19 protein-coding genes are annotated in these 22698 nt (G+C 69.7%); 11 read left to right on the top strand and 8 right to left on the bottom strand.

Going from position 1 to position 22698, the window contains the following annotated elements; genetic code table 11:
- Positions 1–230 precede the first annotated feature (230 nt).
- The 3 genes from gltX to OOK38_RS05470 all read right to left on the bottom strand — a co-directional run bounded on the left by gltX (position 231) and on the right by OOK38_RS05470 (position 2868).
- Positions 231–1706: a glutamate--tRNA ligase gene (gene gltX, locus OOK38_RS05460; protein WP_266763140.1), complete on the bottom strand. Its 1476-nt coding sequence runs from the start codon at positions 1704–1706 to the stop codon at positions 231–233.
- Positions 1699–2475 carry a fumarylacetoacetate hydrolase family protein gene (locus OOK38_RS05465; protein ID WP_266763138.1) on the bottom strand — a complete coding sequence of 259 codons (777 nt, stop codon included), beginning with the start codon at positions 2473–2475 and terminating at the stop codon, positions 1699–1701. Before OOK38_RS05465 ends, gltX begins: the two co-directional genes overlap by 8 nt.
- A gap of 204 nt (positions 2476–2679) precedes the next feature.
- A complete protein-coding gene (locus OOK38_RS05470; protein WP_266765868.1) occupies positions 2680–2868 on the bottom strand; it encodes a hypothetical protein in 189 nt (62 codons plus the stop codon).
- A gap of 601 nt (positions 2869–3469) precedes the next feature.
- Here OOK38_RS05470 and OOK38_RS05475 point away from each other — a divergent pair.
- From OOK38_RS05475 to OOK38_RS05510, 8 genes are all read left to right on the top strand, one after another.
- The gene (locus tag OOK38_RS05475; RefSeq protein ID WP_266763136.1) at positions 3470–7195 is read left to right on the top strand and encodes a nitrate- and nitrite sensing domain-containing protein; all 3726 of its coding nucleotides are present in this window, start codon (positions 3470–3472) and stop codon (positions 7193–7195) included.
- Positions 7196–7204: 9 nt separating this feature from the next.
- Positions 7205–7618 (top strand): roadblock/LC7 domain-containing protein, encoded by a 414-nt coding sequence (locus tag OOK38_RS05480; RefSeq protein ID WP_266765867.1) that lies wholly within the window; start codon positions 7205–7207, stop codon positions 7616–7618.
- Positions 7619–7729: 111 nt separating this feature from the next.
- Positions 7730–8128 carry a DUF742 domain-containing protein gene (locus tag OOK38_RS05485; RefSeq protein WP_266763134.1) on the top strand — a complete coding sequence of 133 codons (399 nt, stop codon included), beginning with the start codon at positions 7730–7732 and terminating at the stop codon, positions 8126–8128.
- Positions 8109–8684 (top strand): ATP/GTP-binding protein, encoded by a 576-nt coding sequence (locus tag OOK38_RS05490; RefSeq protein ID WP_028802395.1) that lies wholly within the window; start codon positions 8109–8111, stop codon positions 8682–8684. Before OOK38_RS05485 ends, OOK38_RS05490 begins: the two co-directional genes overlap by 20 nt.
- A gap of 351 nt (positions 8685–9035) precedes the next feature.
- Entirely contained in the window at positions 9036–12257 is a 3222-nt protein-coding gene (locus OOK38_RS05495; RefSeq protein WP_266763132.1) for a nitrate- and nitrite sensing domain-containing protein, read from the top strand.
- Between the two features lie 10 nt (positions 12258–12267).
- A complete protein-coding gene (locus OOK38_RS05500) occupies positions 12268–12681 on the top strand; it encodes a roadblock/LC7 domain-containing protein (RefSeq protein WP_266763130.1) in 414 nt (137 codons plus the stop codon).
- Positions 12682–12775: 94 nt separating this feature from the next.
- Entirely contained in the window at positions 12776–13375 is a 600-nt protein-coding gene (locus OOK38_RS05505; RefSeq protein WP_266763128.1) for a DUF742 domain-containing protein, read from the top strand.
- The gene (locus OOK38_RS05510) at positions 13356–13937 is read left to right on the top strand and encodes an ATP/GTP-binding protein (protein ID WP_103554950.1); all 582 of its coding nucleotides are present in this window, start codon (positions 13356–13358) and stop codon (positions 13935–13937) included. Before OOK38_RS05505 ends, OOK38_RS05510 begins: the two co-directional genes overlap by 20 nt.
- Positions 13938–14245: 308 nt before the next feature.
- On the opposite strand, the gene OOK38_RS05515 is transcribed toward OOK38_RS05510, so the two are convergent.
- The 3 genes from OOK38_RS05515 to OOK38_RS05525 all read right to left on the bottom strand — a co-directional run bounded on the left by OOK38_RS05515 (position 14246) and on the right by OOK38_RS05525 (position 16852).
- Positions 14246–14440 (bottom strand): acyl-CoA carboxylase subunit epsilon, encoded by a 195-nt coding sequence (locus OOK38_RS05515; protein WP_266763125.1) that lies wholly within the window; start codon positions 14438–14440, stop codon positions 14246–14248.
- 57 nt (positions 14441–14497) lie between these two features.
- A complete protein-coding gene (locus tag OOK38_RS05520; RefSeq protein WP_266763123.1) occupies positions 14498–16105 on the bottom strand; it encodes an acyl-CoA carboxylase subunit beta in 1608 nt (535 codons plus the stop codon).
- A 249-nt stretch (positions 16106–16354) separates the two neighbouring features.
- Positions 16355–16852: a hypothetical protein gene (locus OOK38_RS05525; RefSeq protein ID WP_266763121.1), complete on the bottom strand. Its 498-nt coding sequence runs from the start codon at positions 16850–16852 to the stop codon at positions 16355–16357.
- 291 nt (positions 16853–17143) lie between these two features.
- Here OOK38_RS05525 and OOK38_RS05530 point away from each other — a divergent pair, with 291 nt between their 5' ends.
- Complete coding sequence (locus tag OOK38_RS05530; protein ID WP_266763120.1) at positions 17144–17764, top strand: YceI family protein; 621 nt, start codon at positions 17144–17146, stop codon at positions 17762–17764.
- Between the two features lie 178 nt (positions 17765–17942).
- Here OOK38_RS05530 and OOK38_RS05535 read toward each other — a convergent pair whose 3' ends face one another.
- Positions 17943–18533, bottom strand: a complete 591-nt coding sequence (locus OOK38_RS05535; RefSeq protein ID WP_266763118.1) for a YdeI family protein — start codon at positions 18531–18533, stop codon at positions 17943–17945.
- Between the two features lie 246 nt (positions 18534–18779).
- On the opposite strand from OOK38_RS05535, the gene OOK38_RS05540 reads away from it, so the two are divergent.
- Positions 18780–20414: a subtype B tannase gene (locus OOK38_RS05540; protein WP_266765866.1), complete on the top strand. Its 1635-nt coding sequence runs from the start codon at positions 18780–18782 to the stop codon at positions 20412–20414.
- Between the two features lie 126 nt (positions 20415–20540).
- Positions 20541–21032: an N-acetyltransferase gene (locus tag OOK38_RS05545; protein WP_266763116.1), complete on the top strand. Its 492-nt coding sequence runs from the start codon at positions 20541–20543 to the stop codon at positions 21030–21032.
- Between the two features lie 136 nt (positions 21033–21168).
- Here OOK38_RS05545 and OOK38_RS05550 read toward each other — a convergent pair whose 3' ends face one another.
- Complete coding sequence (locus OOK38_RS05550; protein WP_266763114.1) at positions 21169–22521, bottom strand: hypothetical protein; 1353 nt, start codon at positions 22519–22521, stop codon at positions 21169–21171.
- Positions 22522–22698 lie beyond the last annotated feature (177 nt).

The following is a 22698-nucleotide window of genomic DNA, read 5'->3' on the forward strand; positions in this document are numbered from 1 at the left end:
CCTAGGACGCTCGTGGTCGTACCGGTCGGCGTGAGGACGGGCCCTTCGCCGCCGCCCGGGTCCGCGGTGACCTGCCAGGTGCGGGTGACGTGCCGGCCGGCGCTCGGCGGTCCGGCCTTGGCGAGGGCGCCGCCGGCCGGGGTGGGCGGGTACTCCGGGTGACCGGTCGGCGCACGCCGAGGGGCGGTGCCCGAACCGGACACCGCCCCCTGTGCGCGTACGCCTTGTGGCTACGCGGCGAGCCGCTCCAGCGCGGCGTCGACGCGGGCCAGCGTCTCCTCCTTGCCCAGGATCTCCAGGGACTCGAAGAGCGGGAGGCCGACCGTGCGGCCGGTGACGGCGACGCGGACCGGCGCCTGGGCCTTGCCGAGCTTGAGTCCGTGCTCCTCACCGGCGGCCAGGACGGCCTCCTTGAGGGACTCCGGGGAGGACCAGTCGGCCGCGTCCAGCTTCTCGCGGGCCGTGCGGAGCAGCGCGTCGCTGCCCTCCTTCATGGCCTTCGTCCAGGAGGCCTCGTCGACGGCCGGCTCCGGCAGGAACAGGAAGTCGACGTTGTCCGTGATCTCGGAGAGGACCTTCATCCGCGACTGGGCGTGCGGGGCGATCGCCTGCCACTTCGCCTCGTCGAAGTCCTCCGGCGCCCAGGGCGCGAAGGGGGCGCGCAGCCACGGGGCGCAGCGCTCGGTGAAGTCCTTCACATCGAGCATGCGGATGTGGTCGGCGTTGATCGCCTCGCACTTCTTCAGGTCGAACCGGGCCGGGTTCGGGTTGACGTCCGTGACGTCGAAGGCGGCGACCATCTCGTCGATGGAGAAGATGTCGCGGTCCGCCGCGAGCGACCAGCCGAGCAGGGAGAGGTAGTTCAGCAGGCCCTCCGGGAGGAACCCGCGCTCCCTGTAGAGGTTGAGCGAGGACTCCGGGTCGCGCTTGGAGAGCTTCTTGTTGCCCTCCCCCATGACGTACGGGAGGTGGCCGAAGGCCGGGGTCGCCTTGGCGATGCCCAGCTCGGTCAGCGCCTTGTAGAGGGCGATCTGCCGCGGGGTGGAGGAGAGCAGGTCCTCGCCGCGCAGGACGTGGGTGATCTCCATCAGGGCGTCGTCCACGGGGTTGACCAGCGTGTACAGCGGAGCGCCGTTCGCGCGGACGATGCCGTAGTCCGGGACGTTCTCGGGGAGGTACGTGATCTCGCCGCGGACCAGGTCGTCGAACGTGATCGCCTCGTCGGGCATCCGGAAGCGGACGATGGGCGTACGGCCCTCGGCCTCGTAGGCGGCCTTCTGCTCGGCGGAGAGGTCGCGGCAGTGGCCGTCGTAGCCGGAGGGCTTGCCGGCGGCGCGGGCGGCGTCGCGGCGGGTGTCCAGCTCCTCGGTCGAGCAGTAGCAGTGGTACGCGCGGCCCGCGTCCAGCAGCTTGCCGGCGACATCCCGGTAGATGTCCATGCGCTGCGACTGGCGGTACGGCGCGTGCGGGCCGCCGATCTCGGGGCCCTCGTCCCAGTCGAAGCCCAGCCAGCGCATCGAGTCGAGCAGCTGGTTGTACGACTCCTCGGAGTCGCGGGCCGCGTCGGTGTCCTCGATGCGGAAGACCAGGGTGCCTTCGTGGTGCCGGGCGAACGCCCAGTTGAACAGGGCGGTGCGGACCAGTCCCACATGGGGGTTGCCGGTCGGGGACGGACAGAAACGTACGCGGACGGTCGCGTTAGCCACGCTTGATCACCTTGTTGGTGAGAGTGCCGATGCCTTCGATGGTGACGGCGACCTCGTCGCCGACGTTCAGGGGGCCGACCCCAGCCGGGGTGCCGGTGAGGATGACGTCGCCCGGGAGCAGCGTCATGGCCTCGGTGATGTTGACGATCAGGTCCTCGATGGAGTGGATCATCTCGCTGGTGCGGCCGAGCTGCCGCTGCTGCCCGTTGACCGTGCACTGGATGGTGAGGTCGGCGGGGTCCAGGTCCGTCTCCACCCAGGGGCCGAGCGGGCAGGAGCTGTCGAAGCCCTTGGCCCGGGCCCACTGCTTCTCGCGCTTCTGGACGTCGCGGGCGGTGACGTCGTTGGCGCAGGTGTAGCCGAGGATGACGTCCTTGACGCGCTCGCGCGGAACCTCGCGGCACATGCGGCCGATGACGACCGCGAGCTCGGCCTCGTGGTGCAGCTCGCTGGAGAAGGAGGGGTACTGGATCGGGTCGCCGGGGCCGACCACGGAGGTCGACGGCTTGAAGAAGGCGAACGGGGCGTCGGGCACCTCGTTGCCGAGTTCCTTGGCGTGCTCCGCGTAGTTGCGGCCGAAGGCCACGACCTTGTTGGGGAGCACCGGCGGCAGCAGCCTGACCTTGCTCAGCGGGACCTTCGTGCCGGAGAGCTCGAAGTCCGCGAACGGGATGCCCTTGATGATGTCGAGGACGAGCTCGTCCGGCTTGTCGCCTTCGACCGCGCCGAAAGCGACGTTGCCGTCGATGGAGAATCTGGCGATGCGCACGGGATCCTGGCGCCCCTCACTGAGCCGGCTGGAGTCTGACGCTCCAGGCTAACGCGGCAAGGGGCGCGAGCTTCGCGCATATAGGCCGGGACGGTGAGCGGCGGCGCGCCGGTCGGGCGCGGTGGGCGTCGGGGCCCCTGTCCGGGGCCGTGAATGACGGGGCGGGGCCGCGCGCCGGGCGCGGCCCCGCCCCGGCCACCGTGTCTACTCCGCGGCCGCGACCGCGACCGGGATGTCGATCAGGACGGTGCGGCGGGGGTTGGCGGTCTGGAGGGGAAGGTCGACCGAGTGCTCCGGCCGCTCCGGCGTCTGCAGGGCGTCGGCGTCCTCGAGGTGCGCCAGCGTCGTGCGTCGCGGGTTGGCTATGTTGCGGAACATCATCGTCGTCTTCACCGTTGTACTCGACCTTGTCGTCCTGGGCGCCCGGTGGAGCATGAAGAGCCCCGGATAGGCGCGGGTTGTCGGATTCGCCATCCCTGTAAAGCGTCAGGCTAAACATGCAATTCCCGGGCGATGCCGTGAAGACGCCATGATCGACGTGTGAGTTTCCTCACTCACCGAGGGACAAAACGGTCAACTGTGACCCCCAACCCCGGCCGACCAAACGGACATTGCTCCACTGAAGCAATCATTCCGCTCCTGATCATGGCGACTGGGACAGGGTATATACACCATCGGCTCGTTGGCATACGCCCGATATGTACGAGATCCCCTTACACACCTCGTGACGCCCCCCTCACATGGTGTCACGGAGGTCACAGCCTGGTACTCGGCCCTTGTTGGAGATCCTGCACTGTGCTGGAATTCCACGGACCGCCGCGGAATCACGATCCGGCGCGCAGGGGCGCAACGCAGCGCCGAGTGGCGGCGGGAAGGGGGAACCTGCGCCGGTCACTCAGACCACATCAAAAAGGCGCGACTGCGCCTTTGTACAACGCCGACACCGTCCCGCCGTTCCAGCGGAGGGGCGCCTGGTCCAGAGGTTGCGACGCTAGTGCAGGGACGTTTCAAGAGGGATGGCAGCGCTTCGGCGGAGCCGGAGCCGCGCGGCGGGACCGACCGCGGTTCCTCGCCCCAGCACGCCCAGAACCCGGGACCGGCAGAGGTCGGCGGCAGCGGTGAACACTCCGCTCGCCCCGGCGCGAAGCCCAAGGCTCCCGCCACCACACCGGCCGCCAAGCCGACGAGCACCCCGAGCCACGGCTCGCGCGTAGCTCTGCGGAACTGGCGCATCTCGACGCGACTGGTCTCGCTGCTGGCTCTCCCCGTGGTCGCCGCGACCTCGCTGGGTGCGCTCCGCATCAACCAGTCGATGGACGACATCCAGCAGCTCGACAACATGAAGCTGCTGACCGAGATGACCAAGCAGGCGACCGAGCTCGCGGTCGCGCTCCAGGAGGAGCGTGACCAGTCGGCCGGCCCGCTGGCGCACGGCGCCCCGGCCAACGACTACACGGTCAAGGGTGTGCGCGATGACACCGACCTCGCCAAGAAGCACTTCCTTCAGGGCACGCAGGACATCGACGACGCCACGGCCAACGGCCAGCTGTCCGGTGTCCGCGACAGCCTCGTCGGTATCGCGGAGCAGCTGAACAAGCTCTCCAGCATCCGCAACGAGGCCTACAACGACCCCGAGAACTCGACGCAGACGGTCGAGGCGTACCACCGCCTGATCACCGGACTCCTCGCGCTCTCCCAGGACATGGCCGAGGCGACCAGCAACCCGGAGATGATCCAGCGCACCCGCGCGCTGGCGGCCTTCTCCTCCGCCAAGGAGTACGCGTCCGTCCAGCGCGCCGTCATCGCCGCCGCGCTGCCCGAGCGCCCGACCGTCTTCGGAACGCTCTCCAAGAACGACCAGCTGTACGCGCAGTCGGCGCTGGCTAGCCAGCAGTCCGAGGTCAGCGGTTTCAAGAACATCTACGGCGACGGCAGCGCGGACCTGCTCAAGCCCATCGAGGTCGACAACCCGACCATCCAGGCCACCGACAAGTACGCCGTTCGCGTGCTGGGCAGCCGGGACGGTCTGAAGACGCAGGACAAGCAGTCCTACAAGGACTGGATCGACGACGACTCGGCCAAGATCGACAAGATGTCGACGATCGAGACCACGCTGCTCGGCGAGATGGAGCAGAAGGCCCGTCAGCTGCGCAACGAGTCCCAGAGTGAAGCCATCGTCTCCGGTGTGCTGATCCTGCTCGTCCTCGGTGTCTCGCTCGTCGGCGCCTTCGTCGTGGCCCGGTCCATGATCCGCTCGCTGCGCCGCCTGCAGGACACCGCGACCAAGGTCGCCCAGGAACGCCTGCCCGAGCTGGTCAAGCAGCTCTCGGAGTCGGACCCGCAGGACGTCGACACCTCCGTCGAGTCGGTCGGTGTGCACTCCCGGGACGAGATCGGCCAGGTGGCCGCGGCCTTCGACGACGTGCACCGCGAGGCCGTCCGCCTCGCCGCCGAGCAGGCCCTTCTGCGAGGCAACGTCAACGCGATGTTCACCAACCTCTCGCGCCGTTCCCAGGGTCTTATCCAGCGTCAGCTCTCGCTCATATCCGAGCTGGAGTCCCGCGAGGCCGACCCCGACCAGCTCTCCTCGCTGTTCAAGCTCGACCACCTCGCGACCCGCATGCGCCGTAACGGTGAGAACCTCCTGGTCCTCGCCGGTGAAGAGCCCGGCCGCCGCTGGACCCGTCCGGTCCCGCTGGTCGACGTCCTCCGCGCCGCCGCCTCCGAGGTGGAGCAGTACGAGCGCATCGAGCTCTCCTCGGTCCCGACGACCGAGGTCGCCGGCCGCGTGGTCAACGACCTCGTGCACCTGCTCGCGGAGCTGCTCGAGAACGCCACCTCGTTCTCCTCCCCGCAGACCAAGGTCAAGGTCACCGGTCACGCCCTGCCCGACGGCCGGGTGCTGATCGAGATCCACGACACCGGTATCGGTCTGTCCCCCGAGGACCTCGCCGCGATCAACGAGCGGCTCGCCGCACCGCCCACCGTGGACGTCTCGGTCTCCCGCCGCATGGGTCTGTTCGTGGTCGGTCGTCTGTCGCAGCGTCACGGCATCCGCATCCAGCTGCGCCCGTCCGACTCCGGTGGTACGACCGCGCTGGTCATGCTGCCCGTGGACGTCGCCCAGGGCGGCAAGAAGCCCATGCCGAACAAGCCGGGCCAGGGTGCTCCGAGCGTCGGCGGCCCCGCCGCCGCGCAGGCTTCGGCCGGTGTGGCCGCGGCCCGCCGGGGGAACGGCCCGCAGGGCGGTCCCTCGCTCGGCGCCGGTGCCCCCGCCGCCCCCGGTGGACCGCTCGGTGCCCCGCCGCAGCGCGGGCAGGTCGGCGCGGGCCAGGGTCCGCGGGCCGCACTGCCCACGAGCAACCAGGGCGGTCGCCCGGGTGCTCCCGGCGGTGCGCGTGGTCCGCAGGGTGGTCCGGGTGCCGGTCAGCAGGGCAGGCCCGCTCCGGCCGGTGCCGGTGCGGGTGCCTTCGGGCAGAGCCCGCAGGGCTACCAGGGCCAGAACGGCTCGCCGCAGCAGGGCTTCGGCAACGGATCCGGCTCCCAGAACACCTTCGGTGACACGTCCGGCGCCCGTCAGAACGCCTTCGGCGACAGCGGCCCCGCGGCCGCCACGCCGCCGCAGGCACCGACGAGCGGCAAGGGCAGCCGTCGCCGGCCGCAGCTTCCGGGACGCGGTGGTGCGCGTGCCGAGCTGCCCGGTGGCAACAACGGTTCCCGCACGCCGAGCTGGAGCGACGAGAACGCTCAGCCGCCGGTGCCGCGTTCGGCCCTCGACACCCCGCGCGGTCACGAGGACCCCGACGCCACCTCGCGGATGCCGCGGATCGACGACCGCCAGGGCCCCGCCTCCACTTCGGAGTTCGCCCGTCCCGACTTCGACGCCCCGCGCCCCGGCGCGAGTGCGCCGCAGAACAACGGCCAGCACACCGGCCAGTACCAGCGCCCGGACAGTTACGGTCCCGGCAACCCGTCCTCCGTCGGCCACAACCCGGCCGGCACGGGGCAGTTCACGACCCAGGGCTACGGCGCCTCCCAGGACCCGTCGTCCACCGGCCAGTTCGCCAGGCCGGGCTACGGAACTTCCCAGGACCCCACGTCCACCGGGCAGTTCGCGACGCCCGGCTACGGCAACGGCCAGGACTCTTCGTCCACCGGGCAGTACGAGCGGCCGAGCACCCCGCAGCCGCCCGTCCGCCCGCAGGAGCCCGAGACGCTTCCGCCGGCCTCGGGTCCCGGTGACGGCCGCACCCCGCTGTTCGACACGCTGGAGACCAACTGGTTCCACGGTCAGGCGGACGGTGGTGCTCCCGCCAACGGTGTTCCCCAGAACAACGGTTCGCAGGTTTCCTCGCAGGTTGTCCCCCAGCAGCCGCAGACTCCTCCTGCTCCGCAGCAGCGGCCGGCCGCCGCACCGGCCACTGCCTCGTGGCGCAGCTCTCCTAACGACGATCTCGTCAAGCAGGCAGAGCGCGCCCGTAAACCGTCGGCGGGCGGGGTCACCACCTCCGGCCTGCCGCGCCGCGTCCCGCGAGCCAACCTCGTCGCGGGTACGGCACAGCAGCAACAGCACCAAAGCGGTCCGCAGGTCTCTCGTGCACCCGATGACGTACGAGGCCGGCTGACCAACCTCCGTAGGGGCATTCAGCAAGGTCGACAGGCCGCTCCCAACGGCCAGACCGGCAGCTTCCCCAGCCCCACTCACCAGCAGGAGCGTTAGTTGAGCCCGATGAGCCAGGCGGCACAGAACCTAAACTGGTTGATCACCAACTTTGTGGACAACACCCCCGGGGTGTCCCACACCGTCGTCGTGTCCGCCGACGGACTCCTTCTGGCAATGTCCGAAGGCTTCCCCCGCGACCGCGCCGACCAACTGGCGGCCGTGGCCTCCGGACTCACCTCGCTGACCGCCGGGGCTTCCCGGATCTTCGAGGGCGGAGCGGTGGCCCAGACGGTCGTGGAGATGGAGCGCGGCTTCCTCTTCCTGATGTCCGTCTCGGACGGATCGTCCCTCGCGGTCCTCTCCCACCCGGAGTGCGACATCGGTCTCGTCGGCTACGAGATGGCACTGCTCGTCGACCGTGCGGGCGCCGTCCTCACGCCGGACCTGCGCGCCGAACTACAAGGCAGTCTGCTTCACTGACCGCCGCCGGATCCAGACACCGCACGAAATCACCGTCCGGCCGCCACAATCCCCCCACCGGCCCCAACAGACGGCACGACTGACCGACTTGCTGTCCCGCCCGGAGGATTCATGACCCCGCCTACCGCCTCTCATGATCCGTACGCCGATGCGTACGGGGACGAGGGCGACCAGCCGCTGGTACGTCCGTACGCGATGACCGGCGGCCGGACCCGGCCGCGGTACCAACTCGCCATAGAGGCACTGATCAGCACCACGGCCGATCCGGCCCAGCTGATGGGGCTGCTCCCCGAACACCAGCGCATCTGCCACCTGTGCCGGGAAGTGAAGTCGGTGGCCGAGGTTTCGGCCCTCCTGTCCATGCCTCTCGGTGTGGCCAGGATCCTCGTCGCGGACCTCGCGGAGGCCGGACTCGTCGCCATTCACCAGCCTGGCGGCGATGAGAACAACGGCGGCGCGCCGGACGTGACTTTGCTCGAAAGGGTGCTCAGTGGACTTCGCAAGCTCTGACGGAGGCCGGGCGACCACCTCCGCGAAGATCGTCGTAGCGGGTGGCTTCGGTGTCGGCAAGACCACGTTCGTGGGTGCCGTCTCGGAGATCAACCCGCTGCGTACCGAGGCCGTCATGACCTCCGCCTCGGCGGGGATCGACGACCTCACCCACACCGGGGACAAGACCACCACCACGGTGGCCATGGACTTCGGCCGTATCACCCTCGACCAGGACCTGATCCTGTACCTCTTCGGTACGCCGGGTCAGGACCGCTTCTGGTTCATGTGGGACGACCTGGTCCGCGGCGCCATCGGCGCGGTGGTCCTGGTCGACACCCGGCGTCTCGCCGACTGCTTCCCCGCGGTCGACTACTTCGAGAACAGCGGCCTGCCGTTCGTCATCGCCCTCAACGGCTTCGACGGTCACCAGCCGTACAACCCCGAGGAAGTACGCGAGGCTCTTCAGATCGGTCCGGACGCCCCGATCATCACGACGGACGCCCGACACCGTGCAGATGCGAAGAGCGCTCTGATCACGCTGGTCGAGCACGCCCTGATGGCCCGGCTGCGTTAGCGGCCAAGTCGACGGCTCCCTATGGAAGTTGTCGTAGACGCATTGGAGCCGGCTGTGTCATTTGACACGGTCGGCCACAGTGTTCATAACGTTTCGACAGAGAATTTCACCGACCCCGCCACGCATCGCGGTCACCCGATGCCGCTGCGCTCATGAAAGCCCCGCCTTTTGGCGGGGCTCGCTCTTTATGACCGTTTTATCTGTGGTCGGTGCCACTCGGAATCCTCGATTCCGAGTGTTTGGAAGGGCGCCGCCTGACGTGCTGGAATGCGCTGAACTGCCCAGTAGTCAAGGGCGCTGGTAGATACCGCGGCACAACGTAGGTGCCGACGCCGAGAGGTTGTTGGTCGAGTGAGGCGAAGCATGAACGGTCCCGAGCCGTCGGCACGGGGCAACTTCACCCCGCCGCCGCGCGGAGCGGCGCCCGCACAAGTGCCCGGCCCGGAGCCCATGCCGGCGCCCGCGCCGAGCGGCGGCCGTCTCTCCCCGCGCAACTGGCGCGTGCCGACGAGGCTGAACGCGATCCTGCTCATACCCGTGATCGTCGGCCTGGTCATGGGCGGCTTCCAGGTGAAGAGCTCGATCGACACCTGGCAGGAGGCCCAGGACGCCGAGAAGACGGCGCGCCTGGTCCAGGCGGCCCTGACGTACGGCGACAAGCTGTTCGTCGAGCGGGACGTCAGCGCGGCCCCGATGCTGGCCGGCAAGGGCGAGAAGGACCCCGACGTCATCAAGGCGCGCAGGCAGACGGACGAGGCGGCCGACGCCTTCGACGAGGCCGCCCAGAACATGCCGAAGACGGCCGGCCTGGAGCGACGCCTCGACGTCTTCCGCAAGGTCGAGCCCGGCCTGGTGACCCTGCGCAAGCTCGCGTACTCCACCAAGCTCACCGGTGTGAAGACCGAAGAGGGCTACCTCCAGATCCAGCACCCGCTGATGGAGTTCGCCAACGAGCTCGGTCTGGGCACCGGAAACATCACCAGCTACGGCCGTACGGTCTACGCGATCTCGCTGTCCAAGGCCGCGCTGTCGCTGGAGCGGTCCATCGGCATGCACATGCTGGTCAAGCCGGGCCCCGGTCTGAGCAGCCTCGCCAGCCAGCGGGTCGCCCTCTCCTCGTACGCCTACCTCGAAGGCATCGCGATCGAGGAGTACCTCGGTGGTGGCACCGAGGACGACGCCACGAAGCTCGGCGCGGCCCAGGCGAAGGTCAAGGCCGACCTGACGGACCAGGCCAAGCAGGCCGCGTCCGCGGACCCGAACTACGTGCCGCCGCCGGCGGGCAACACCGCCATGGTCACCGAGCTCGCGAAGCTCAGGTCCCCGGCGGAGACCGACCGCGCCGCGCTCACCGCGAAGGGCGTCACAGCGCAGAACTGGTGGGCGGTCAACACCGCCAAGTACGACGCCTACCGTCAGATCGAGTCGGACCTCTCCGACAAGGCGGTGGCCGAGGCCTCGGACATCGCCGACGCCGCCCAGACCGACGCCTTCATCACCGGCGCCATCGTCGTGGTCGCCCTGCTCGCCGCGTTCATCCTGGCCGGCATGGTGGCCCGCCAGATGAGCCGCGCGATGCGCCAGCTGCGCAACGCGGCCTTCAACGTCGCCGAGCAGCGCCTGCCGATGCTGGTCGACCAGCTCTCGCGCACCGACCCCGGCCGGGTCGACACCCGCGTGCAGCCCATCCCGATCACCACCACGGACGAGATCGGCGAAGTCGCCCGCGCCTTCGACCAGGTCCACCGCGAGGCCGTACGACTGGCCGCCGAGCAGGCCCTCCTGCGAGGCAACATCAACGCGATCTTCACCAACCTGTCGCGCCGCAACCAGTCGCTGATCGAGGGCCAGCTGACCCTGATCACCGACCTGGAGAACAACGAGGCCGACCCGGACCAGCTGGAGAACCTCTTCCGCCTGGACCACCTCGCGACCCGTATGCGCCGCAACGGCGAGAACCTCCTGGTCCTCGCGGGCGAGGAGCCCGGCCGCCGCTGGGACCAGCCGGTCCCGCTGGTCGACGTACTGCGCGCCGCCTCCTCCGAGGTGGAGCAGTACGAGCGCATCGAGCTCTCGGGCGTCCCGGAGGCCGAGATCCACGGCCGCGCCGTGACCGACCTCGTGCACCTGCTCGCCGAGCTCCTGGAGAACGCGACCACGTTCTCCTCCCCGCAGACCAAGGTCCGCGTCACCGCGACCCGTCTCCCCGACGGCCGCATCATGGTCGAGATCCACGACAAGGGCATCGGCCTCACCGCCGAGGACTTCGCGGACATCAACCACAAGCTGGCCAACCCGCCGACCGTGGACGCCGCGATCTCGCAGCGCATGGGCCTCTTCGTGGTCGGCCGGCTGTCCGACCGGCACGGCGTCCGTGTCCAGCTGCGCCCCTCCGGCGAGCAGGCCGGCACCACTTCACTGGTCATGCTTCCCGACGCGATCACCCACGGTGGCGGCGGCGAGCACCAGCCGATGCGCGACGAGTTCACTGTGTCCCAGATCATTCCCGAGCAGCACTCGTTCCAGGGCGAGGACTTCGGGGTTCCGCAGCAGCAGCCTGTGCTGACCGCCGCGGACCTCGGCTTCGACGACAGCCGCTACGAGGTTCCGGACGACATCCGCGACCTCGACCCCGTGGGCCGCTCGCTGATGCGCGAGGAGCGCCGTGCGGCCCTGGAGGCCCAGGCGCAGGGCATGGAGGCCATCGAGGGCCCCCAGGGCTACGCGGACGGCTTCGACGCCCAGCAGCCCGCCTACGACAACGGACAGCCGTCCTTCAACGGCGGCCCGGCGGCGTACGACGGCGGACAGGGCGTGCACGAGGAGCAGCAGACCACGTACGACCAGCAGACGTCGTACGAGGAGCCGCAGCAGGCTGCGTATGACGAGGCGTACTTCCCGTCCAACGGCGGCTACCCTGAACCCTCCTATGCGGAGCCGGTCCAGCAGGACCGCGCGGGCATGGGCGGTGGGGCCCCGGAGACGCGGTCGAACTTCGAAGAGCCGTCCTACCAGGACGACTGGCCGCAGCAGGACGCGTACCAGGGTGCGTATCGATCCGAGTACGCTCCGGAACCGGAATCATCGCAGGCCGCTGACGTGAGTGAGCAGGACCGCGTAGGCTTCAACCGTCCGGGACCGGCCGCCTCGGCCCCCCACACGCTGACCGACGCCGGACTGCCCCGCCGCGGATCCACCGCGGGCGGCAACGGCAACGGCGGACGCTCCGTGGAGCAGGCGAGGGAGCAGGCTGCGCCGGCTTCCCCCGGGAACACGGGCGGCGACTGGCGCTCGTCCAACGACGACCGGTGGCAGCGCGCCGAGTCGCTCAAGAAGCCCAAGGCGGGCGGGGTCACCTCGTCCGGTCTGCCGCGGCGGGTGCCCAAGGCCAACCTGGTCGAGGGAACCGCGGAATCGACCCCCCAGGGCGGCCCCCAGGTCTCCCGCGCTCCTGAGGACGTCCGGGGCAGGCTGAGCAACCTGCGCCGCGGCGTGGAGCGGGGACGCAATGCAGGTACTGAGACGAACGGTCAGGGCTTCGGTTCTGACAGCACCTACAACCAGGAGCGTTAGTGTGAGCCCGATGAGCCAGGCGGCACAGAACCTGAACTGGTTGATCACCAATTTCGTGGACAACACCCCCGGGGTGTCGCACACGGTGGTGGTCTCCGCCGACGGACTCCTTCTGGCTATGTCCGAAGGCTTTCCCCGCGACCGCGCCGACCAGCTGGCGGCCGTCGCGTCCGGTCTGACCTCGTTGACCGCGGGCGCTTCCCGTATCTTCGAGGGCGGCCATGTGAACCAGACGGTTGTGGAGATGGAGCGAGGATTCCTCTTCCTCATGTCCGTTTCCGATGGTTCGTCACTCGCGGTACTTGCACACCCCGAGGCGGACATCGGTCTCATTGGGTACGAGATGGCCCTTCTGGTGGACCGCGCGGGCACGGTCCTTACTCCGGATCTCCGTGCGGAGCTCCAGGGCGGCCTTCTCAACTAATAGACAGACGGTGCGAATTCGCGTCCCGTGGCCGTAAGGTTTCGGGACGCGGTCCCACAGTGATGGGTGCCCGGCACAGTCGGAGGAGGAGAAAGTGGTAACACCCCCAGGCGGTTCGTCATCGGGCAACTGGTCGTACGGCCCCGGCCAGGGACAGGGCGGCCAGGGCGACGGTCCGCAGGACCCGAACCGGTACAACTTTCCCTCCGCGCCCAGCCAGCGACGGCCGCAGTACCCGCCCCAGGGTCCGCAGGGCCCCGGGCCGTCGCCGTACGACCAGCCGTCGGCACCGCGTATCCAGCCCGTTCAACCGCAGCGGCGCTCACCCGAGCCGTCGCCCGCGGGCTCGTCGAACAACCCCCTGGTGCGTCCGTACGCCATGACGGGCGGCCGCACCAGGCCCCGCTACCAGCTCGCCATCGAGGCACTGGTGCACACCACCGCGCAGCCGCACCAGATGCAGGGCCAGTTGCCCGAGCATCAGCGCATCTGCAACCTCTGCCGGGAGATCAAGTCGGTGGCCGAGATCTCGGCCCTGCTGACCATCCCTCTCGGTGTTGCCAGGATCCTCGTCGCCGACTTGGCGGAAGCGGGCCTGGTCGCCATTCATCAGCCCGGCGGCGACGAGAGCGCCGGCGGCCAGCCAGCCGTGACATTGCTCGAAAGGGTGCTCAGTGGACTTCGCAAGCTCTAGCGGAGGGCCTTCCCGCTCCACCACGTCCGCGAAGATCGTGGTGGCGGGCGGCTTCGGCGTGGGCAAGACCACGTTCGTCGGCGCCGTCTCGGAGATCAACCCGCTGCGTACCGAGGCCGTCATGACGTCCGCCTCGGCGGGCATCGACGACCTCACGCACACCGGAGACAAGACGACGACGACCGTCGCCATGGACTTCGGCCGCATCACCCTCGACCAGGACCTGATCCTGTACCTCTTCGGTACGCCGGGCCAGGACCGCTTCTGGTTCATGTGGGACGACCTGGTCCGCGGCGCCATCGGCGCGATCGTCCTGGTCGACACCCGGCGTCTCGCCGACTGCTTCCCCGCGGTCGACTACTTCGAGAACAGCGGCCTGCCGTTCGTCATCGCCCTCAACGGCTTCGACGGCAACCAGCCGTACAACCCCGAGGAAGTACGCGAGGCCCTCCAGATCGGTCCGGACGCCCCGATCATCACGACGGACGCCCGACACCGCGCGGACGCGAAGTCGGCGCTGATCACGCTGGTCGAGCACGCGCTGATGGCGCGCCTGCGCTAGCGCATACCGCCTCCGAGGCAACGGCCCCCGCTTCTCCTGCCGGAGATGCGGGGGCCGTTGTCCGTCTCCCCCGCGTCGAGAAGGGCCGCGCCGGCACCGTTCCCGCCCGGTACGCCGCGACGGGTGGGCTCCGATCGAGCCCCGAGCGAACTCCTGCCCCGTACGGCCGCGTTGAGCGGCCGGGTGGCCCCCTGTCCCCGGACGCCCGCCGGAACGCCCCCTGTTCGCGCCGTAGGGCCGCGGTGCCCTCCGGACACACCTCAGCCCCGCCCTCCATCAGGAGGACGGGGCTGTGGGCGTCAGAACACTCAGTGCCAGCTGTGCGGGGCCCGGAAGCCGGGCTCGCGCTCCAGGCGGCGCCAGCCTGCCTTGCGGTGGGCACGGTGGGCGGGAGCGGCATCAGTGGGAGCAGCGGCGGCACGGGCCAGGAGGATGGCCGTGATCGCGGCGACCTCCTCGGGCTCGGCGTGGCCCTTCTCGACGCGGATGTCAGGGGTGCTCATAGGTTTCAGTCTCCATGAGAGAGGTTTCCGCGGGGGTACCGCGGAGGGTCCGCAGGGTTACTGCGGGGGGTTGCCGTGCTTGCGGGAGGGCAGGTCCGCGTGCTTGGTGTGCAGCATCGCGAGCGACTTGATCAGGACCTCGCGGGTCTCCGCGGGGTCGATGACGTCGTCGACCAGACCGCGCTCCGCGGCGTAGTACGGGTGCATCAGCTCGGCCTTGTACTCCTTGACCATGCGGACGCGCATCGCCTCGGGATCGGCGGCATCGGCGATCTGACGGCGGAAGATGACGTTGGCGGCACCTTCGGCGCCCATCACGGCGATCTCGTTCGTCGGCCAGGCGTAGGTGAGGTCGGCCCCGATGGACTGGCTGTCCATGACGATGTAGGCACCTCCGTACGCCTTGCGCAGGATGAGAGAGATCCGCGGCACCGTCGCGTTGCAGTACGCGTACAGCAGCTTCGCGCCGTGCCGGATGATCCCGCCGTGCTCCTGGTCGACGCCCGGGAGGAACCCAGGCACGTCCAGCAACGTGATGATCGGGATATTGAAAGCGTCACACATCTGGACAAAGCGTGCAGCTTTTTCGGATGCCTCGATGTCGAGCACGCCCGCGAGGCTCTGCGGCTGGTTGGCCACGATGCCGACGACCATGCCGTCGAGACGGGCCAGCGCGCAGATGATGTTGCGGGCCCAGCGCTCGTGGACCTCCAGGTAGTCGCCGTCGTCGACGAGCTCCTCGATGACCTTGGTCATGTCGTACGGGCGGTTGCCGTCGGCCGGGACCAGGTCCAGCAGCACCTCGCTGCGGCGGTCGGCCGCGTCGGCGGACTCGGCGCGCGGCGGGTTCTCGCGGTTGTTCTGCGGGAGCATCGACAGGAGGTAGCGCACCTCGGCGATGCAGGTCTCCTCGTCGTCGTACGCGAAGTGGCAGACGCCGGAGGTCTCCGCGTGGACGTCGGCGCCGCCCAGGCCGTTCTGGGTGATCTCCTCGCCCGTCACCGCCTTGACCACGTCCGGGCCGGTGATGAACATCTGCGAGGTCTCGCGGACCATGAAGACGAAGTCGGTCAGCGCCGGGCTGTAGGCCGCGCCGCCCGCGCACGGGCCGAGCATCACCGAGATCTGCGGGATGACACCGGAGGCCTTGGTGTTGCGCTGGAAGATGCCGCCGTACCCGGCGAGGGCGGAGACGCCCTCCTGGATACGGGCACCCGCGCCGTCGTTCAGCGACACCAGCGGCGCACCGGCCGCGATGGCCATGTCCATGATCTTGTGGATCTTCGTGGCGTGGGCCTCGCCCAGCGCGCCGCCGAAGATACGGAAGTCGTGCGCGTACACGAAGACCGTGCGGCCCTCGACCGTGCCCCAGCCGGTGATGACACCGTCGGTGTACGGCTTCTTGGCCTCCAGGCCGAACCCGGTCGCCCGGTGCCGGCGCAGCTGCTCGACCTCCTGGAACGAGCCCGCGTCCAGCAGCAGCTCGATGCGCTCCCGGGCGGTCAGCTTGCCCTTGGCGTGCTGCGCCGCGGTCGCCTTCTCGCTGGGACCCCGCAGCGCCTCCGCACGGATGGCGTGCAGTTCCGCCACACGTCCGCGCGCGTCCGTCGGTTCGACTGTGGGGCTCGTGGAGCTTGCGGTGTCGGCCTCGTCCAAAACGGTCATGTAGTGACCTTACGAAGTCCACCAAGGAAAGAGGCCCGTCGACTCTGCACAGTCTCCGGACCGTTTTCCTGGTACCCCTGAACAGAACCGCCATCACATGCAGGCGATCTGACTGCTCAGAGGGGCCTCAGCTTGTAGAGATCACACAAACTCTTCGGCCGAGAGCCACCTCACATTCACGCGGGGCACATGCCGTCGCCAGGGTGACGCGGACCGCCGTTCGAGGGTCCGCGCACCCGTGGCGAGGGATCAGCAGCCGCCGCAGTTGTAGTAGAGGACGTCCCAGTGGTTGCCCTCGTCGGCGTAGATGTTGCCGGCGCCGGACTTGTACTGCGGGGCGCCGTCGCCGCGCAGGCCTATGTAGGTGAAGTTGTTCTTGATGTAGGCGGTGACGCAGGTGTTCTTGCCGTAGTCGAGCTTGTAGCCGTTCCAGTGCGAGTACGTACCGCTGGCGTGGCCGGTCTCGGTACCGCCGGTGATGTTGAGCGCGCAGCCGCTGGACCCCTTGAGCGTCTGGGCGCCCTGCGCGGTGGCGAGGTTGAGCTGCTCGAACGACGTACAGGTGGAGTTGTTGCGGTCGGAGCAGCCACCGGAGGAGGACCAGGTGACGCCGACCTGGCGGAACATCGAGGTCGCGGTGGCGTGACTGATCTTGGTGACGGCGAAGGCGTCGGTGGCGGTGCCGACGACGGCGATACCGGGGGCCACGACGAGGGCGAGGGCGGTCAGCGCGGACCTGAACTTCATATGGGGGGACCTTTCCTGCGGAGGACCGTCGGGCGGCCGTACGGACGTACGGCCGTGCTTCCTGTGGGGCGGCTGTGCAGGGGGTGCACGCAGATGGTGCCCGAGTTCTACGCGCGTCCGCCAGAGGGCGGACGGAGATGACCCACCGTGACGCCGGAAGCACGCTCCGGATGATGTTGAAACTTGAACGGAATAGGTCTACGGTTGCCCTTGTTGAGCTCGTTGAACATTCAACAGATTGACGCCGTGGCTCGGACCCGAACCGCGGCTCGTCCCCCCAAGGAGCACGTCATGGGCATCTTCGGCCGCAAGACCACCGACACCGCCGAGTCCTCGGCCACCGCGACGGCCACCGCCGTCAACCCGGACCTGGCCGCGCTGACCGGCGACTACACCATCGACCCGTCGCACTCGACGATCGGCTTCGTGGCGCGGCACGCGATGGTCACCAACGTCAAGGGCAAGTTCAACGACTTCGAGGGCACGCTGCGCCTGGACGGCGGCGACCCGGCCAGGTCGACGGCCACCCTCGACGTCAAGATGGACAGCATCGACACCGGGTCCGCGGACCGCGACGGTCACCTGAAGAGCGCCGACTTCTTCAAGACCGAGGAGTTCCCGGCGATGACCTTCCGCTCCGTCAAGGCGGAGGCCCTGGGCGGCGACGACTACCGGATCACCGGCGACCTGGAGATCCTCGGCACCACCAAGCAGATCTCCATCGACCTGGAGTTCAACGGCGCCGCGAAGGACCCGTTCGGCAACGAGCGCGTGGGTTTCGAGGGCAAGGCCGAGATCCTGCGCTCCGAGTGGGGCCTCACCTGGAACGCCGCCCTGGAGACCGGTGGCGTCCTCGTCTCCGACAAGATCAAGCTGAACTTCGACATCTCGGCGATCAAGAACGCCGGCTGAGCCGTCGGCTCCCGCCGGCCCGCACCGGCCGAACCGTTCGCCCCGGCGACACCCCGAGCGCGCCCGCCCTCCTGCTCCCCTTACGGAGAGGGCGGGCGCTCCGGCGTCTCGGCACACGAGGGCGGGTACGCCGGGTGTCCGCGGCCCCGACAGCCGGCGCTCCACCGTCCGCGCGTCCTCACTTCACCCGACGCCCCGCCTCCAGTTCAACGATCACGGCCCGCAGGCGCGCGGCTCTGGTCTCCGGCGTGCGCGCCCTCAGCAGGCCCACCACGGCCAGGTACCGATCGGTCTTGCCGAGGCCGTCGAAGAACCGCCGGGCCCTCGGGTTCTCCCGCAGCGCCGCGGCGAGATCGTCGGGCACCGTGGCCTCCTTCTGCGACGCGTACGCGGCCGCCCATCTGCCGTCCGCCCGCGCGGCCTCGACCTCCGCCAGGCCGCCGGGCCGCATGCGCCCGGCCGCGGTGAGTTCCTCGACCCGCCGCACGTTCACCGTCGACCACAGGCTGCCCGGCCGGCGTGGGGTGATCCGCTGGAGGAAGTACGCGTCGTCGTAGCCCTTGCGGTGACCGGTGATCCAGCCGTGGCAGAGCGCCACGTCGTTGACGTCCGCAGCGCTCACGGAGACCAGGCCGGTCCCCTTCTTCGCGACCTTCACCCACACGGCGGAGCGGTGCCCCGCGTGGGCGGTCAGCCACGCGTCCAGCCGGTCCGCGTCCGCGAAGGTCTCGATCCCTGACGCGCTCTCTGCCCCATCGAGGTTGGCCATGGAGGAACGCTAGGACTTCCTCGGGTCGATTCCAGTCCTGAAGGGGCTCGAATTCCGCCGCGTTCTCTGTGAGCCCGCTGAGAATTCATGAGTGTTCACAATGAAATCAACAGAATTGTTGACACTTTTGTGGACAGCGAATTACGTTCGCGGAACAAGAACGAACAGGGCGTCGGCAGATCGAATGTGCCGCGAAGGGGAGAAATCTCAGTGAAGCACAGGGCAGTGAAGCGCAGGACCGTGGTCATGGGCATCGGAGCGACCGCGGGAGCCGCGGCGGCCGGCGGCTTCGCCCTGAACGCGAACGCGACCGGCACGTCCACCGCGAAATCGGCGGGCACCCTGGTCTTCGACAAGGACGCCTACACCGAGCTGACGACGACCATCACGGATGCCGGCGGCAAGGACCGCGAGGTGGTCTACCACTTCTGGAAGGCCGTCACCTATGTCGCCCGCCCGGTGGACGCGAAGTACCAGAGCCTGAACGTCAGCGTCCCCGTCTCGATCGACGGCACCGCCGTGGACGCGACCGGCGCGCCCATCGTCTTCGCCAACTCGGTGGGCGGCTACATGCCCTCGTCCGTGGCGGACGCCACCGGTGTGGGCGGCGCGGGCATGACCGGCGGACCCGGCGGCGGCGCCGGCGGCCCCTCCGCCGGCGGCCCCTCCGCCGGCGCCTCGGCCCCCGCGAGCGCCCCGGCCTCGGCGAGCGGCGGGACCGGCGAGGTCCAGTCCGGCGGCAACGCGATGGTGAACGCCCAGGGCGGCATGGTCAACCTCGGCAAGCTGGGTCTCGCGGCGGGCTACGTCGTCGTGGAGCCGGGCGCCCGCGGCCGTACGCTCACCGACGAGGACGGCGCCTACTACGGCACCGCGCCCGCCGCGATCGTCGACCTCAAGGCCGCGGTGCGCTACGTCCGCGCCAACAAGGGCGTCATCCCCGGCGACACCGACCGGATCGTCTCCACCGGCACCAGCGCGGGCGGCGCTCTGTCGTCGCTGCTGGGCGCGTCCGGCGACAGCCGCGTCTACGACTCCTACCTGAAGGAGCTCGGCGCCGCCGACGCGAGCGACGCGATCTTCGCGACCGGTGCCTGGTGCCCGATCACCGACCTGGAGCACGCCGACGGCGCCTACGAGTGGAACTGGGGCACCAACGTCACCGCGAGCACCGGCAAGGTCGTCGACCAGGCCGTCTCCAAGGCGCTCCGGTCGCAGTTCGCCGAGTACCAGGCCGGCCTGAAGCTGCGCGGCCTGAACGGCTTCGGTCCGCTGAACGCCCGCAACCTCGACGCGTACCTGGTCACGACGTATCTGGAGCCCTCGGCCGGCAAGTACCTCACGGACCTTTCGGACGCGGACCGCGCGAGCTACCTGGCCGCGAACCCGTTCATCACCTGGTCCGGCGGCAAAGCGACGTTCACGTGGGAGGACTTCCTGACCCACGTGGGCGCCCGCAAGAAGACGACACCGGCCTTCGACGCCTTCGACCTCTCCGCGGGCGAGAACAACGAGTTCGGCAAGGCCAAGGTCGAGGCCCGTCATTTCACGGCGTACAGCCTGAAGAACGACACCACCGGCGTGACCGGCAAGCGGCTCGAGAGCGATATCCCCGAGAAGCTGGACCTGATGAATCCGATGTACCACCTCCAGCGGGACAACCCGGGCCGCTCCAGGCACTGGTGGATCCGTCTCGGCACCAAGGACTCCGACACCTCGCTGACGGTCTCGGCGAACCTCGCGGCCGCCGCGCGGAACCTGGGCGACGACGTCGACCACCTCTACTACTGGGACGAGGGCCACGGCTCGAACATCGACCCGGGCGAGTTCCTCGCCTGGATCGCCAAGGTGACGGGCCACCGGCAGCGCGCCGCCAAGTAGCGCCGCCGCACGGCCAAGTACCCTTCCCCGGCGTCGAGTTCCCCGCACACGGGAATCCGGCGCCGGGGCGTCCACGGGCCGCGATAATCCGGTGCGCGGCGACCGTCCGGTCGTTAGCCTCCGGGTATGACCTGGCTGCCCACCGATTTCGTCCATCCCTCACGCGTCGAGGTGCCCGGCGGATGCCATCTGCGTCCGATCACCGGGGCCGACGCCGCCGTCGACTATCCGACCGTCATGGGTTCGCGGGAGCGGCTGTGGTCGATCTTCGGCGAGGCGTGGGGGTGGCCCGCGGCGACGATGACGTACGAGGCGAATCTGAAGGACCTGGAACGGCACGAGGCCGAGATCGCCGCCCACCAGTCCTTCAACTACGTGCTGTTCGACGCCGCCGGCACCACCGAGTACGGCTGTGTCTACATCGACCCGCCGGAGAAGGCGGGCGCCGACGCCGAGATCTCGTGGTGGGTGGTGGACGAGCGGGTCGGTACGGCGCTGGAACGGGACCTGGATCTGCTCGTGCCCCGGTGGATCGCCGAGGAGTGGCCCTTCCAGCGGCCTCGGTTCATCGGCCGCGATCTGTCCTGGCACGACTGGCTGGCGCTGCCGGACGCGTAGAGCCGAGGTCTGGAACCAGGGGTCTGGAACTAGAGGTCTGGATCCTGACGCCTCCCCCGGGCGGCTGGAGCGGACACCTTCCCGGGACCGGGGCGGGCGGGCTCCCCACCTGCTCGGAAGGCCCCTCGGAAGGCCCTCAGAAGCCCCCGCCGAAGTCTCCGCCGCCACCGAAGTCGCCGCCCCCGCCGTCCCCGAAGCCGCCGCCGAAGTCGCCCGCGTCGAAGTCGGCACCGGAGACGTCACCGCCGTCGTAACCGCCGCCGAAGTCCCCGTATCCGGTGCCGTAAGCGGCCCCGTACGAGGGGCTCGCCATCATGCTGCCGAGCAGGGTGCCGACGAGGAGGCCGGGCAGCAGGCCGCCGCCGAAGTAGCCGCCCGCCCAGGGGCCGTACGCCGGGCCCGCGTCCCAGTACGGGCGGCGGCCGTGGTCCGTCTCGACCTCGCGGACCGCCGGGTCCTCGCCGTCGGCGAGACGGATCCAGTCCGCCTTGCAGACCGGGACCTCGCGGGACGCGCCCCCGGCGGGCGTCCAGGCCGCGTCGGCGACGGACGGGCCGTGCCGGGGGTCGAAGAAGCAGGGTGCGCGGCGTTCGGGGACCGGACGGCCCTCGCGGCGCGCGGCCAGCACGGCGAGGGAGAAGCGGCCCTCCTCCAGGGACTGGGTGACAGCGCGTACGTCCTCGGGGCGCTGGGCCGCGCCCATGAAGGACTTCGCCTGCTCGTAGGCGTCCAGCGCGCGTTCGTAGTCGGCGCGCATCGCGTCGTCGGCGCCCGCCTCCGCGGGGTGGAAGTCGAGACGGTCCAGTTCCTCGCCGAAGGCGGTGATGTCCTCGTCCACGACCACGCGGAGCCTGTCGAGCGCGGCCCGCTGCTCCTCCTCCTTGCGGCGCCGGTTGCGGCGTACGACCGTGTACGCGCCCGCGCCGCCGACGAGGGCCACCGCGCCGACCGCGACCAGCGCCCCCGTGGAGACGCCTCCGTCGCCCGTGCCGCCGCCCCAGCTCGCGGGGGCCGAACCATGGATGTTGGTGAGCGCGCGGTCCGTGAAGTCGTTCAGCTGGGTGTTCGCGTCCTTCACGCCCTGGACGCTGGTGACGAGGTTCTGCACGGCGGAGCGGGACATCACCGCGGAGTCGGCGCGGGCGTCGAAGCGGTCGCCGAGCCTGACCTCGTAGAGGCCGGTGATCCCGGTGGCGGTGCGCAGGTTCTGGAAGAGGTTCTGGGTGGGGAAGTCCGCGGGGAGCACGGCGACGAAGACGGGCTTGTCCGCCTTCTTGATCTTGTCGGCGAGAGCGTCGGCCTCCGGCGCCGAGAGCTGGGCGGAGGCGGCCGGGTCCACATAGACGGGGCTCTCGCGAAGGGCCGCCGCGACGGTGGAGACGTCGGTGGCCGCGTGGGCCCGGGGCGCCGGGAACCACAGCGCCGCCAGGGCCGCGAGCGCCAGTGCGACCAACAGGCCCGGAAGTCCTCGGGTGCGTGCGACCCTCATGCCTTCGAAGCTACCCGAAACAGAACAAAACTGGGCATCGGGAAGGTGACGGCCTGCTGCGGGCGGGGCCCGGTCGAGCCTTCGGCGCGGGGCCGGTTCACTGTCGCGACGGGGTGCCCGGTGGCCGCGCCCGGTTCGCTTCCCGCAACGACCCGATTCCGCATACCGGAATCACGG

The sequence above is a fragment of the Streptomyces sp. NBC_00568 genome (genome assembly GCF_026341855.1).
In the GTDB taxonomy this organism is placed as follows: domain Bacteria; phylum Actinomycetota; class Actinomycetes; order Streptomycetales; family Streptomycetaceae; genus Streptomyces.